Genomic DNA, 13370 nt, shown 5'->3' with positions numbered 1-13370 from the left:
CTCTATCGCCCATTCCCCCACGGAGAGCGCGAAGCACTGTATACTCCCTAGGAACACCTTTTATCTCAATTCCACCCAGGAGTAGCATTCGTGTACTATACTGCACAACCCCCTTACGCTTTATTAATAATTGGTTTACTGGTTAGCTTAACGTCAGGAGCTGCATTTTATGCGACGTTGACTGAATCAGCAAAACTCTGGTCATCCCAATCTTCTAAGTATGATATCACCCGGCTACAGGGGCCAAAACTGTTGTTTCCATTTACGGGAATTTTTGCCGGTGCTTGTGTATTTTTGTCTTCGGGGTTGGCGGTATTTGGCTTTCCCACGGCGATCGCCTATTTAATCTCTCTCCCCGTTACCCTGTTCGTTAGTGGCTTAGTTTGGTATCAACTTGGTCAAGTCCTGATCCAACTGCAACAAGGTGGCTCGAAAGCCTTAGATCTAGACTCCTGGGGTTAAAATAGACTGGCATGGTCAATGAGTGTAGGTTGGGTTGAACGATAGTGAAGCCTAAACATATCGGTAATTGTTGCAACAGTCCTCAACCCAACCTACACGACTCAAGATATGAAGATCAGTTCACCTAACCTAGAGTTGCGAAGAATGTTCTGGCTCAATCACGAAGACTTATTCTCAAAGCTTCGTGACACTGTAGTGTGGGATGAAAGGATGAAGACTCGGAAAACAGCCAGCTTTGGAGTCTCCTACAACTATTCACAGATGACCTATCCAGAAACTCAAATGCATCCTGAACTAGAACCTGTGTGCGCGGCGGTTTCGGATGTACTTGGATTTACCCCCAATAACTGTTTGCTCAATTTCTACCCAGATGGTAATTCCTCCATGGGTTTTCACTCTGATACTGCCCAGAAACTAGCTCCAGGCACTGGGGTGGCCATTCTTTCGCTGGGATCGAGTCGAAACATTACATACAAACTCAAGGAAGACCGAATGATTCAACAGAGTTATCGCTTAGACAGTGGTGATTTACTGTATATGTCTAATGAGGTTCAAGCCGACTGGCTTCATGGAATCCTCAAAGAGCCTGATATCGGCTCTCGTATAAGCATAACATTAAGAAAAATTGCTATCTAGTCAGGGAATTGTAGAATGGTATTCCAGACAAAAGAGAATCGCTATAATTGCATAATCGATCAAAGTAGATTTACTCATTAACTTGCCAAAATGAGAGGAGTAAACTCATTAATTGTTAAGTTTAATCTCAATTTCTTGATTGGAATTAGACTATCCTCTATATTGAAAATATGGAGCTAAGAAAAAGCTTCATTCGGCAGATCAAACAGTCTATTTCTATTAGTTTGAGAGGTAAAACGCTGTTTCACTATCATCTGTCTCTCCAAGTACAAGCTGCACCCAATCGGTGGCTGGTCTTTCCTTAAAGTGAGAAAACTGGGAGTCAAAAAGTGGAGTTAAGTTAGTTTTAAGTTAACCCATTCTCCTCCAGATAGACTTAATCTAAGCAAGGAAGGCTTCAGGGAACTATTCGGGTGTAGTTGTGCTTTTAAAAGTAATCCGATCAAAAAAATAAGCAGGGGAATTCCTCAATCCGCTACAATCGATAGGTAGAATTCTCCCTTCTGAAAGCTTATGGCCATTATTGCGCTTAAGGCTTGGTATCTCCAAGAATACGAACCGATTCCAGAATTAGAAAAACGACCCCCAGACATGCGGTTGAGCAAGCAAAGTTTGCTCAAGTCTGCTCTGCGGGCTGATTTTCTCGAAGATAGCGAAGAAATCAAGAAATCCATTTGGTTTCAACGATATTTACAAGGGGAAACCATTGAGTTTTATATTGAAGGCAGTGGAGGCTATGCCATCTCCAATATTGACTTAACCAGTCATGAAATTTACTTTACCAAACAGGAAGTGATGGCCCATCTCGATCCGATGGTCTTCTTCTGCTATCAGCAGGAAGAGGGAGAGTCGAGTCAGATCCTCAAGGAAGCATTAGAAGAGACGATCGCTGATTTAAATCGGCGATCGCGTCTAACCCTAACGCTAGAATCCTCCCATCGTCCTAATCAAGCCCCCATTCGTCTCAATAATCCTTTGATGCGTCGCATTCGTAAAAGCTTGCTCTTCATTGCTGATGGGACTCCAGTGACTCAAGTAGAAACCGAAGAGGTAACCCATCTGCTCCCCAGTCCCTATGTCTGTGTGGAAATGGGATATGCTCTCTCGATCAAACGACCCGAACAAATCTTACTCGCGCAAATGGAGCGATCGGAGTTTCCGGGACAATTTCCCTTTGATGTGTCTCCCCAAAACCGTCTATCCTTTCAATCAGCACAAGATTTAAAGGACATTCTGCCGAAAACGCTAGAAACCCTACTAGAGCGTTATCGGTTATTAAAGTAACTCGGCCAGGTGAGTGTTGAGCATTGATGGCGCTTTGTACTCTCCGTAGGGGAATGGGGGAGTGGAGGAGTGCAGAAACAGAAACTTTCTCCAAGTTTACGGCAAGAAGACAAAACCAGGTCGTACCACAACCTATAGCAGAGAAAGGGAGAGTTAGGACATTTTCTATTGCGATTCGTGCCTATTACCTCAAACCATAACCTCACTGTCCTAATCAACTCTTTCACTGCTATATTCCCTATGCCCTAGTCATCAAATCTTTGATGAGCTTCAATAAAACTGTGGACGCGATCGCAATAATCTTTCAGTAAGCTCTCCACAATCTCTGGATCGCAACCATCAGCCACAATATCAATCATTGCTTCCCCCGCATCTGGCAAAATGAGTACCCAATGGTGACCATCGGGGGAGATGATTTTTACGCCATCCACCAATTGCAACTGCTCTGAAGGATGGGTTTCCACCAAATAGCGCATTACTGCCCCCTTCGCCGTCCAAGGACAGCGAAGAGTTGTCATCTGATGGGCAATGGTGGGCAGTTTCGAGCGCATCGTGCCCAAAGAAATATCCTGTAATTTCAACATCTCCATCAACTTGGCTGTCGCAAACATGGCATCAAAACCGGGATGGAGTTGGGGAAAGATAAAGCCCATATCCCCACTTCCCCCTAAGACCACATTAGGATTAGCATGACATGCTTCCATTAAAGCGGCTGGATTTGACTTGGTGCGAATCACCCGGCCTTCATGACGACGGGCGATTTCTTCCACCGCACTCGAAGCATGGATCGGAACGACCACCGTTCCCCTGGGATGAGCAGTTAAGATCATTTGCATCATCAAAGCGGTGAGGATTTCCCCTCGGATCGCTGTTCCCGTTTCATCAATTAAGACAAATTTTTCCCCATTTGAGGATACTTGTACCCCCATAGTCGCTTCCAGTGCCCCCACAACTCGGCCTAATTGATTGAGTAGCCCTTCTTGGTCGTCCAGGGAGAGGGGTTTGGGGTTTAAGCTGGCATTGAGAACCACTGCATCACAGCCAAATTTAGCCAGCAGTTGGGGTAAAACTGCGCCGCTGACGGCAAAAGCATAGTCAATCACCACTTTGGAGGAAACGGTTTCGATCGCCTCTAAATTGAGGTGTTTCTCAAAGGCTTCCATATAAATTTGCAATGTCTCCGAGGTATAAGTGACATTGCCCACTTCATAAAGGAGCGATCGCCGCATATCCTCCTTAAAGAAACAGCCTTCAATTTTCTTTTCCTTGGATTTAGAAATATTGATACCCTTATGATTGAGAAATTCAATCAGGATGGAACTCCCCCGCTCTGGGTGCAAACGCACATGAATTCCCCCTTCTACTCCTAGGGTGGGAATCACAGTGCGAACAATGGGAATTGCCTTATTTTCCAGGTTTTGCACGTCTACGCCCACTGACATCAATCCTGCCACTAAAGAGCGGGTCACCATGCGGGAAATACTGCGCTGATCGCGAGATACCGTGACTTCAGACCCTGGCGACAAGATTGAACCATAGGCAGCTCCCAGTTTGACCGCTAATTCTGGCGTAATGTCAATATTGGCTAAACCCGATACTCCCCGCTGTCCAAATAGGTTACGATGGCCGACATTACCCCAAATCAAATTCAGATTTAAGATCGCTCCAGCTTCAATTCTTTTGTTCGGCCAAACCCGTACTTGAGGAGAAACCCGTGCTTCTTCTCCTACTGTAGACAGGGAACCGACGATCGCCCCTTCTAAGATATGGGCACGACGGTCGATCCGGGTTCCTCGACCCACGACACAAGCTCTCAGATGGCTTTCATCACCGATAATAGCCCCGTTCCAAATGATTGGCCGTTTTAACGTGGCGTAGGAGCCAATGGTGACATTATCACCAATAATGGTTCCCGGTTCGATATGTACATGGCTACCAATACGGCAGTTATGGCCAATGAGCACGGGGGGTTCTATATTCACCGTGGGATCGATATAAGTATTGTGCCCAATCCATAAACTTGGCGATCGATTGGGATAAGATACTTCTAAGTTCACTCGTTGAGCTAAAGCGCTATATTGGCTTTCCCGATAAGCATCAAGATGGCCAACATCACACCAATACCCCTCGGCAATGTAGCCATAAAGAGGTTTTCTTTGGGCGAGTAGAAAGGGAAATAAATCTTTAGAAAAATCCGCTTCTTCTTTGGGGGATAAATAGTTTAGGACTTCGGGTTCTAAGATATAAATTCCCGTATTTACGGTATCTGAAAAAACTTCACTACTTGAGGGTTTTTCTAGAAAGCGTTGAATTCGACCATCAGGCCCAGTAATCACCACTCCAAATTCTAGGGGATTGGGAACACGGGTTAAGACTAGAGTGGCGATCGACTTTTTTTGATAGTGAAAGGCGATCGCCGCACTTAAATCGAAGTCCGTGATACAATCGCCACTGATGACTAGGAAGGTTGACCCTAGCAACTCAGATACATTCTTGACACACCCAGCAGTTCCTAGGGGTTGCTCTTCCTCAACTGCATAGGTCATTTGGATACCAAACTCCCGCCCATCTTGGAAGTGACTGCGCATCACATCAGGTAAGTAATAGAGTGTCGTAATTACTTCGCGAATGTGATGGTGTTTGAGTAGGCGGACAATATGCTCGGCGATCGGTCGGTTAAGGACAGGAACCATCGGCTTTGGAAGCTCGCAGGTTAACGGTCTTAGCCGAGTTCCTGAACCACCTGCCATCAGCACTGCTCTCATAAGACGCTCCTCTGGTTTAGGGAATAGGGAATAGGGAGTCTGCTGTGAGGAACACAGAACCAAAACCAAGTCATGGATGAATTCACTAAACTTAATAGTAGTGACGATCAACACTTATTACAATTTTGCTAAAACTGTACCATACTCTCACGATCCTAAATGGATACTGACTGAATGTACTGAATTAGGAGCGATAACCAGATGAAGCTATTGATTGTTTTGGGACTCATCGGCTATGCGATCGGAGTTTGGAAGTTTTGGAAAGGCTATTCTCGGACAAATTTTACACCAGGATTGATGAATAAGGTTCTTCTCTCCTTGGGTTGGCCGGTGTTGGTGTTTAATGGCTCCTATCGCCGCAATTTTAGAAAGGCCTTGAAATAATGAACAATTAATCGTTAATAATGATGGGTAATGGGTTCTTTCCCCATCCCCCTATCCCCCTATCCCCCCATCTCTATTCAGATATGACACGCTTAAGTAATGCTTCAGGTTTTGGACTACAAAATTTCTCTACAGAGGCTCTGGAGGAGCAACTAGCGGCGGTGGCACTTCGGTTTAACCGCCAATACCGGGGAGATGCCTTTGAAGTTCCGCCAGAAGTGGAAGAGATGCCGATTTTTCGGCAATGGATGAGTGGGGAGTTAACCCCGAAGATTACGTCTGAGTTTTGGCAGGTGTGTAAGCCGAAAAAGGGGCAAAAGTGCCTAGATATTGGCTGTGGGGTGAGTTTTCTGATTTATCCTTGGCGAGAATGGGATGCCTTTTTTTACGGTCAGGAGATTAGTAAGGAGGCTTCCGATGCCCTAAATTCTCGCGGCCCGCAGTTAAATTCTAAGTTGTTTAAGGGGGTCAAGTTGGGGCCAGCTCACCAGTTAGATTACGAGCCAGGACAGTTTGATTTGGCGATCGCCACGGGATGGAGTTGTTATTTTTCTGTGGACTATTGGCAACAGGTCATGGGTGCTGTAAAGTCGGTACTGAAACCTGGGGGAATGCTCGTGTTTGATGTGCTAAACCCAGAGGTAGAATTGGCAGAAAATTGGGCCATTCTAGAGACGTATTTGGGGGCGGAAGTGGCTCTAGAGCCTTTACAGGAGTGGGAAAAAGCAATCCGTGCCGTGGGAGCAAAGGTAGTTAAAAAAAGAGAGGGTGAGTTGTTCCATCTCTATGTTGTCCAGTATCCGTGAAGCGATCGCCGTAAAATGAGTACAGTTTGGTTGATTGGGGGGACTTCAGAAAGTCGCCTGTTGGCTCAAGGGTTGGTGAAGAGAGGTGTGGAGTGTGTAGTAACGGTAACGACTGAGCCAGCAAGATCGCTTTATGCCACTTATCCTGGGTTAACGGTATGGGTAGGGAAGTTAAAGGGATCGAGTTTAGATGAATTCACTCGATCTCATGATATTAGCGTTATTTTAGATACGAGTCATCCTTGGGCGGTGAAAATTTCCCAACTGGCGATCGCCTTTTCAGAATGCTCTCAAATCCCCTATTTGCGCTATGAGCGCCCTCCTGTAACTGATGATTCTGGCTCTAGTCAGATCGTGACCTTAGACAGTTTTGCCACCCTGGTGAGTGGGGACTATTTGAGCGATCAACGCGTGTTCTTAACGGTTGGATATCAACGCTTACCCTTATTTCAACCTTGGCAACACCAGGCAACATTGTTTGCGCGAGTACTCCCTTCTGCTAAGTCAATTCAGATTGCTCAGGAAGCGGGATTTACGAGCGATCGCCTGATTGCCATCCGTCCTCCAATTCCTGAAGCTCTAGAGTTAGCCCTATGGCAACATTGGCAGATTTCCCTGGTAGTGACCAAAGCATCAGGAAATGCAGGAGGAGAAGCCATCAAGCGTCAACTGTGCGATCGTTTGGGAATTCCATTAATTACGATCACTCGACCGAAAATGAGCTATCCCCAACAAACTGAGGATATTGAGGAGGCGATCGAGTTTTGTCTATCCCATGTCATATAGCGCTGCGTGCTAGGGAATGGGGAATAGGGAATTAAGAAACCGGATTTCTTCAAGAAACCCGGTTTCTGTCTTGCCCAATCATCCCAAGATTTAGGATTTAGAAATTCATTTCGGCTGCTTGGACTTTCTCGAATTGTTTCTTCTTCAGAACGAGGAAGATTTGAGTGATCATAATCAGCACTAAGAAGGCAATCATACCTTGAATACGAGTAGCATCTTGGAGAACGATTTCCGTATCAATTTGACCAAAACCACCCACATTGGGATTGTTGGTTAAAGCTTGTCCGGCTTCTACTTCGTCGCCTTCAGAAACGATTAATTCAGGGCCAGCCGGAATACTGGTGACGACAGCATCTGCATCAGCCGGTTGAATGGTGACTTCATAGCCGCCATATTCAAGTTCACTAATGCTGGAGATCGTTCCAGCTACGGAAGCGGAAGAAACGGTATTGTTGGTATTGTCTCCAGTGGGATAGACTTGACCGCGACCTCGGTTTCCACCGACGTGAATGGCATATTTACCATAGTTAATGGATTTGTCGGTTTTGGGGTCAGGAGAGAGAACGGGGAAGACAATTTCTTGATGGTCGTCACCGGGAAGAGGTCCAACCAGAATGACGTTTTCTTGGTCTGCGGTGTAAGTTTGATAATAAACGCCTTCGGTTTCTTCTTTGAGTTCTTCAGAGAGGCGATCTTCGGGCGCAATCTTAAATCCTTCGGGGAGCATTAAGACGGCACCGACATTGAGACCACCAGGACTACCATCGCCTAACACTTGCTGTACGCTGGTGTCGTAGGGAATGTTAACGACGGCTTTGAATACGGTGTCAGGGAGGACGGAGTGGGGAACTTCGACTTCGGTGGGTTTGGCTCCCAGGTGGCAGTTGGCGCAGACAATGCGGCCGGTGGCTTCACGGGGAGTGATAGGAGCGGTTTCTTGGGCCCAAAAGGGGTAGGCTGCTGCGGGTTGGGGGTTAATGAGATCGGAGGCGGCAAAGATAGAGATTGCGGCGATCGCCACTAGAACCAACCTGCGCCAGGTTGTTAAGACAGAACAGTATTTCATCAGTTATGAACAGGATGTAAACTTTATAAATTCAGCGCTTATGGAAATGGAAGAGGAGAGTTATGTCCACCAGGGATCTTCATTGGTGCGGAAGTCTGTTTCTTCCCAGTTGCTCAGAATCACTTTATCGTCAGTGACATCAGCATGAGCTAAAGCTAGAGATAAGGGTGCGGGGCCGCGAACCACTTTACCTTCCGCATTATACTGGGAACCATGACAAGGACAGATAAACTTGTTTTCACTTGCATTCCAAGGCACAACGCAACCCAAATGGGTACACACTGCGTTGAGTCCATAGCTGGCTAAGGTTTTATCTTGTTGAACGACTAAATAGGTGGGGTCTCCTTTGAGTCCTTGGACGAGGGAGCGATCGCCTGCGGGATGACTGGCTAAATATTCGCTAGCTACCACATCATTACCAGCCGCGTCCTTAGCGGTTGTCCCGCCGCCAGCACCACCACTAGAAGGAGGAATAAAATAGTTGACAACCGGATAAAGAGCGCCTAGAGCGACTCCGGTTGCGGAACCAAAGGTTAAGAGGTTCATAAATTGCCGTCGTCCCATATTGGGGACATCCGCCGATCCAGAAGCTTGAGTCATCAGTTGTTTTGTTAATTGATTCACTTTCTCTTTAGTGTTTGTAGGAGGTAGTACCCCTACTCTAAAGATGACCACTTAAATTTTGGCCAATCCTCAGTTTACACTTTGTATGAGAGCATTATTACATTTTTTAACACCCCTTAGCGGTGAGTTTTGAAGAATTTGTCCTTTGAGGATCGGGAGCAGAAAAATGACCGGAGAAGAGTTACATCAATTGTTACGGAACAAGTGGGGACGTTCTTACGATATACAAATCCGTAGAAGCCAGGGGAAAATCTTGGTACAAATTATGTGGAAATATTTGGAACAAGCGTCTTTCCCTTGGTCTCCGGATGAATATCTCGCCCATCTGAGCCGTATCGCCTTGTATCTTCAAGACTGGGGCGCTACGGAGCAATTGCGGTCTTATATTGAACAGACCAGCGATCGCCCCCGTTTGGGTAAGGCCTTGACGTTGATCTTGGATTTGGGCGATCGCTCTTCCGAATGGATTTTGGAGGACTCTTAACGGATTTAAGCGATCTTAGAGAACTTTTGTAAGGTTGTGTGAAGTTTTACGGATTAATTGCTCTAAGTGATCCTGAATCACCATACAACAGGATAAGAGAGTTATATTAACCTGACTTTAAGAAGATGACTATAGCAACTTCAACCCCTAAACCAGAAGCCCAAACCCGAACTCGTATTCTGGCAGCAGCCCAACATCTATTTGCTCGCAAAGGATATGATGGCACAACAACACGGGATTTGGCTCAAGCGGCGGGGGTGGCGGAAGGAACGTTATTTCGGCATTTCAGTAATAAGAAGGCAATTTTGTTGGAAATTGCGACTCAAGGCTGGATTGATATTTTAACGGATTTGCTCACGGAGTTAAGTGAAATGGGCAGTTATCGGGATATTGCCCAAGTGATGCGACGGCGAATGATGAGTTTGCATCGCAATGCCGATCGCATGAGAGTCTGTTTTATGGAGGCTCAGTTTCATCCGGAATTGCGCGATCGCATTCAAGCCGATGTAATCGATAAAATGACGGATGTGGCAGAAGCATTTTTTCAAACGGCAATGGATCGGGGGGTTTATCGCCAGATGAATCCTAAAATTGTCGCTCAGGTGTTTTTGGGCATGTTTGTGATTGCCGGATTTAGCGATACAACGATTATTGAACCAGATGCTTCTCCCCAGTCCATGCGCGAAATGGCTGAAGGGATGGCAGATATCTTCCTCCATGGTGTGCTGGCGAAGTAGGTGGGGGTATGAGGGGAAATGGAGATTGCTGGTTGCCTATTCCCTATTCCCCATTCCCCATTCCCTAGCGCGAAGTGCCCTCAAGCGATCGCAAAATCTGGATACCAAGGAGGGTGCTGAAGGCGATCGCCAGCCAAAACCCATCGATAATGATTCTAGACTGGTCTAATACCCATCCTCCCAAAGGGGGGCCGATCAGATAGCCAATAGCCCAACATTGAGCATTAATGGCTAAATAGGTTCCCCGTAAGTCTTCTGGAGCTAAATCCACCACGAGAGCAGAAGCGGATGGGGTATAGATGGCTGTGGCAACTGCCATCCCGACTAATGCACTGATAGCCAAAAATAGAGCTTCTTGATTGACTCCACCAGCGATCCAGACTAAAACAAAACTTGCGCTCCAAACTGATAGGGATAGCATTAAACTTTGCGAACGACTCCAACGATTTAAACGGCGAGCGATGGGGAGTTGACAGAGGGCTAAAAAAGCAATTTGTCCGGTAAATAAGCTGCTAATGATGGCAGGAGAAAACCCTCCAGAGGCTAGAAAATTGCTCAAATAGAGGGGCAATGTGCTTTGCTGTTGCGAGAGATAGGTGGTAAAGAGAAGATTAACGATTACAAACTTTTGTAACTGGCGATCGCCCAAAGCTACCCCCCAATTAGAACCGTGCTGGGGTCGGGGCTTGTGGTTTTGGGGTCGGGTTTCGTCAATCGCGGTATAAATCAGAGCAAAGAATAGTAAAAACGATATACCATCCATCACAAACAGCCAGCGAAAATTCACCCCGGCTTCAATTAACAAGCCCCCCAACAGTACCCCACATCCGAGTCCTAAATTATCAGCTAATCGTGCTAGAGCAAAGGCTTCATTTCGTTGATCTAGCTGAGTTACATCGGCCACCACGGTCTCCGTTGCCGGCCAATAGAGTCCAATCCCCAAACCCATCAACAGATTTCCCAAAACCAGGGTTGGAAAATCGACAATTAGAGCCAAAATTACATCTGCAAAAGCCGAAACCAGAGCCGACAACAATAAGGTACGGCGGCGACCCCATTGGGGAGAATCCGTAAAGTTACCTGCTAGAAACCGTCCGAGAATGCCAGAAAAAGCACTACTTCCTAATCCCAAACCGACTTGAGTCGCCGAGAGTCCCACTTGATTAACGAAAAAAATGGGAGCATAAAATAGGGTAAATCCGATGCCAATTTGGGATAAGAGACGACCCGCCGCTAAAATCCAAACCGGTTGTGGCAGTTGGGGCAATATAGAGAACACTCTATCTTTGTTCAAGATTTTGTGCCTCGAAACCCTGTATCCTCTTGGGTCGGTTGATAGTGGGAACACTCTTCACAAGGGCCATGGGGATTAATGGCACATCTCAGATAGGGCGATCGCGCGTTATATTGGCAAGTAATATCGCCAATAATTGTATCTATCCCCATTCCAGGGGTGAAGGAAGAGGGCCTATAATTCAATAAGCGTTCCCGTGGAGATTGTAAGGGTCTATTACGATAGGCTCGTAAAATGCGTTCATGACGCTGTTGACACTGGAGTTCCACTTTACGCATCATCCATAAGGACAAAGTTGGTGGAATCATGCCCACAAAGAAGACTAAAATCAGATCTAGGTTCACGGTCTACAGAGCTGCTCGGTGGTGTGAACAATAATAACTTATATCATTTCATCCTCCCCATCTCCCCATCCCCCCATCCCCCTCCCATGACCTTGCCAAAACGCTGGAAACTCTTGCACTCCCATCTAGCCTTTGACCATCCTTGGTGTCAGGTGCGCCAAGATACCGTCCAATTGCCTAACCAAACCATTATTGATGATTACTTTGTCAGTATTCGTCCAGAAGTCGCCATGATTGTTCCTATTACCCCAGAAGGAACAATTTTATTTGTCCGTCAATATCGCCATGGGGTACAAAAAGTATTATTGGAATTACCAGCCGGCCATTTTCATCCCCCAGAAGAATCAGCAGAAGTTGCCGCTAGGCGAGAATTTGAAGAAGAAACCGGTTATCAGAGTCAAGATTGGAAATTTTTAGGCGTTCTGTATGATAATCCCCCCAAAGATACCAATGGGATTCATGTCTTTTTAGCCCAAAATATTCATCAGGTTGGCGAGCAACACTTGGATATCACAGAAGAAATCGAGTTAGTATTTATTCCCATTAATGAAGTAATGGATACTATTTTTCGCGGAAAAATCTGTGTTTCCGGGACAATTGCTGCTTTAGTTATGGCGCTTCATGGGATGTAGAATGAGCAGATGATTGTGCTAGAAGATCGATGTCCATTTGTGGGTAACTTTGGGTAAGTCTTATTTAATGGATAATTCAGTGAGTCATTCTGTTCATAGAGTCACCGGACAACCAGGATATCGCCCCCAAGCAAGAGATACGATCGCCGAAGCGGATCGGTTGGAATTTTTGCTGCTGCGATCGCGCCAGCGAAACGGAGTTTTATCGCGATCGCCCTTGCAGCGATATGGGATGGCGCGGGATTTGATGAAGCGAACCCGACAATTATCGTTGCAAAGTATCAAACGGCGCTTCCCTCACTTGACGGGTCAAGCCTTGGCGGAGAAAATAGCCAGAGCATGGTTGCAAGATGATTATCCAAGCGCGTTTGTACCGGGAAACAACGAAAAAATGTGGATTCAAGACCCATTAGAAATCGCCTTTTTGTTGCACAACCTGTTTGAATCCCTACAAATCGAGTATTTCATTGCCCGTGGATCGGCGGCAATTTTGTATGGCGAACCCCGCACCACTCGCGATTTAGATGTGGTGGTATCCATGCAGCGCGATCGACTTGATGAAGCGATCGCCTCCCTGGAGGAATCTGGATTTTACGTCGCGGGTATAGAAGATGTGAACAACGGACGGCTCAATATCCTGCAAGTCATTCACATGGCGACAATTGCCAGAGGGGATTTGATTTTGTTGGGGACAACGCCTTTTGACCAAATGCAACTCGAACGACGACAGGCAGTATCCATGGAGGAAGGACGGATTTTGTATTATGCCAGTCCCGAAGATACAATTTTAAGCAAGCTGCAATGGCAACAACAAAGTCAATCGGAAAAGCAGTGGCGGGATGTTTTGGGCATTCTCAAGGTTCAAGGAGAATTGCTCGATCTCAACTATCTGCAAGAGTGGGCAATACAACTCAGTTTGAGTGAGGATTTGCATCTGGTGCTTGCAGAAGCTGGTTTGAATTGATGGCGATCACCCTTGAGAAGCAATCGGGTTTCTGGCTATCATTTATCACCAACACAATGAAGTTGGGCGATCGTGTTACACTAACATTCAGTCATGTAAGGT

The 13370-nt window shown here is 46.2% G+C and carries 15 protein-coding genes; 10 read left to right on the top strand and 5 right to left on the bottom strand.

From position 1 onward, the window contains the following. Positions 1–90 precede the first annotated feature (90 nt). The 3 genes from J7529_RS01555 (at position 91) to J7529_RS01545 (ending at position 2382) form a co-directional block, all read left to right on the top strand. The gene (locus tag J7529_RS01555) at positions 91–462 is read left to right on the top strand and encodes a hypothetical protein (protein ID WP_271938271.1); all 372 of its coding nucleotides are present in this window, start codon (positions 91–93) and stop codon (positions 460–462) included. Positions 463–672: 210 nt separating this feature from the next. Continuing rightward, the gene (locus J7529_RS01550; RefSeq protein WP_318727532.1) at positions 673–1098 is read left to right on the top strand and encodes an alpha-ketoglutarate-dependent dioxygenase AlkB; all 426 of its coding nucleotides are present in this window, start codon (positions 673–675) and stop codon (positions 1096–1098) included. A gap of 513 nt (positions 1099–1611) precedes the next feature. Beyond that, positions 1612–2382: a hypothetical protein gene (locus J7529_RS01545; RefSeq protein WP_318727531.1), complete on the top strand. Its 771-nt coding sequence runs from the start codon at positions 1612–1614 to the stop codon at positions 2380–2382. Positions 2383–2627: 245 nt separating this feature from the next. Here J7529_RS01545 and J7529_RS01540 read toward each other — a convergent pair whose 3' ends face one another. Beyond that, entirely contained in the window at positions 2628–5147 is a 2520-nt protein-coding gene (locus J7529_RS01540; RefSeq protein WP_318727530.1) for a mannose-1-phosphate guanyltransferase, read from the bottom strand. 201 nt (positions 5148–5348) lie between these two features. On the opposite strand from J7529_RS01540, the gene J7529_RS01535 reads away from it, so the two are divergent. The 3 genes from J7529_RS01535 (at position 5349) to J7529_RS01525 (ending at position 7123) form a co-directional block, all read left to right on the top strand. Beyond that, positions 5349–5531: a hypothetical protein gene (locus J7529_RS01535; protein ID WP_271938263.1), complete on the top strand. Its 183-nt coding sequence runs from the start codon at positions 5349–5351 to the stop codon at positions 5529–5531. Positions 5532–5614: 83 nt separating this feature from the next. Further along, the gene (locus J7529_RS01530; RefSeq protein WP_318727529.1) at positions 5615–6337 is read left to right on the top strand and encodes a class I SAM-dependent methyltransferase; all 723 of its coding nucleotides are present in this window, start codon (positions 5615–5617) and stop codon (positions 6335–6337) included. A 15-nt stretch (positions 6338–6352) separates the two neighbouring features. Next, on the top strand, positions 6353–7123 hold the full coding sequence (locus tag J7529_RS01525) for a cobalt-precorrin-6A reductase (protein WP_318727528.1): 771 nt from the start codon (positions 6353–6355) through the stop codon (positions 7121–7123). A gap of 97 nt (positions 7124–7220) precedes the next feature. On the opposite strand, the gene petA is transcribed toward J7529_RS01525, so the two are convergent. Continuing rightward, the gene (gene petA, locus J7529_RS01520; RefSeq protein WP_318727527.1) at positions 7221–8189 is read right to left on the bottom strand and encodes a cytochrome f; all 969 of its coding nucleotides are present in this window, start codon (positions 8187–8189) and stop codon (positions 7221–7223) included. A 60-nt stretch (positions 8190–8249) separates the two neighbouring features. Then, entirely contained in the window at positions 8250–8789 is a 540-nt protein-coding gene (petC, locus tag J7529_RS01515) for a cytochrome b6-f complex iron-sulfur subunit (protein WP_413038791.1), read from the bottom strand. Between the two features lie 190 nt (positions 8790–8979). Between petC and J7529_RS01510 the strand changes: the two genes are divergently transcribed. After that, positions 8980–9297 carry a DUF3067 family protein gene (locus J7529_RS01510; protein ID WP_271938258.1) on the top strand — a complete coding sequence of 106 codons (318 nt, stop codon included), beginning with the start codon at positions 8980–8982 and terminating at the stop codon, positions 9295–9297. 125 nt (positions 9298–9422) lie between these two features. Next, positions 9423–10034 (top strand): TetR/AcrR family transcriptional regulator, encoded by a 612-nt coding sequence (locus J7529_RS01505; RefSeq protein ID WP_271938256.1) that lies wholly within the window; start codon positions 9423–9425, stop codon positions 10032–10034. 64 nt (positions 10035–10098) lie between these two features. On the opposite strand, the gene J7529_RS01500 is transcribed toward J7529_RS01505, so the two are convergent. Further along, entirely contained in the window at positions 10099–11328 is a 1230-nt protein-coding gene (locus J7529_RS01500; protein ID WP_318727525.1) for an MFS transporter, read from the bottom strand. After that, positions 11325–11672: a DUF6464 family protein gene (locus J7529_RS01495; protein ID WP_271938253.1), complete on the bottom strand. Its 348-nt coding sequence runs from the start codon at positions 11670–11672 to the stop codon at positions 11325–11327. The genes J7529_RS01500 and J7529_RS01495 overlap by 4 nt, the downstream gene beginning before the upstream one ends. Positions 11673–11758: 86 nt before the next feature. On the opposite strand from J7529_RS01495, the gene J7529_RS01490 reads away from it, so the two are divergent. Beyond that, on the top strand, positions 11759–12304 hold the full coding sequence (locus tag J7529_RS01490; protein ID WP_318727524.1) for an NUDIX hydrolase: 546 nt from the start codon (positions 11759–11761) through the stop codon (positions 12302–12304). Positions 12305–12383: 79 nt separating this feature from the next. Continuing rightward, positions 12384–13268, top strand: coding sequence for a hypothetical protein (locus tag J7529_RS01485; protein WP_318727523.1), 885 nt, complete (start codon positions 12384–12386; stop codon positions 13266–13268). Positions 13269–13370 lie beyond the last annotated feature (102 nt).

The sequence above is a fragment of the Roseofilum sp. Guam genome, assembly GCF_017746735.1.
Taxonomy (GTDB): Bacteria; Cyanobacteriota; Cyanobacteriia; order Cyanobacteriales; family Desertifilaceae; genus Roseofilum; species Roseofilum reptotaenium.
Note: the sequence above shows the minus strand (reverse complement) of the source record. Positions and strands in the feature narration are given on the sequence as shown.

Excerpts from the sequence above, each read along its gene's own strand:
- J7529_RS01550 (WP_318727532.1), top strand. The coding sequence starts at position 673 with ATGAAGACTCGGAAAACAGCCAGCTTTGGAGTCTCCTACAACTATTCA.
- J7529_RS01545 (WP_318727531.1), top strand. The coding sequence starts at position 1,612 with ATGGCCATTATTGCGCTTAAGGCTTGGTATCTCCAAGAATACGAACCG.
- J7529_RS01540 (WP_318727530.1), bottom strand. The coding sequence starts at position 5,147 with ATGAGAGCAGTGCTGATGGCAGGTGGTTCAGGAACTCGGCTAAGACCG.
- J7529_RS01535 (WP_271938263.1), top strand. The coding sequence starts at position 5,349 with ATGAAGCTATTGATTGTTTTGGGACTCATCGGCTATGCGATCGGAGTT.
- J7529_RS01530 (WP_318727529.1), top strand. The coding sequence starts at position 5,615 with ATGACACGCTTAAGTAATGCTTCAGGTTTTGGACTACAAAATTTCTCT.
- J7529_RS01525 (WP_318727528.1), top strand. The coding sequence starts at position 6,353 with ATGAGTACAGTTTGGTTGATTGGGGGGACTTCAGAAAGTCGCCTGTTG.
- petA (WP_318727527.1), bottom strand. The coding sequence starts at position 8,189 with ATGAAATACTGTTCTGTCTTAACAACCTGGCGCAGGTTGGTTCTAGTG.
- petC (WP_413038791.1), bottom strand. The coding sequence starts at position 8,789 with ATGACTCAAGCTTCTGGATCGGCGGATGTCCCCAATATGGGACGACGG.
- J7529_RS01510 (WP_271938258.1), top strand. The coding sequence starts at position 8,980 with ATGACCGGAGAAGAGTTACATCAATTGTTACGGAACAAGTGGGGACGT.
- J7529_RS01505 (WP_271938256.1), top strand. The coding sequence starts at position 9,423 with ATGACTATAGCAACTTCAACCCCTAAACCAGAAGCCCAAACCCGAACT.
- J7529_RS01490 (WP_318727524.1), top strand. The coding sequence starts at position 11,759 with ATGACCTTGCCAAAACGCTGGAAACTCTTGCACTCCCATCTAGCCTTT.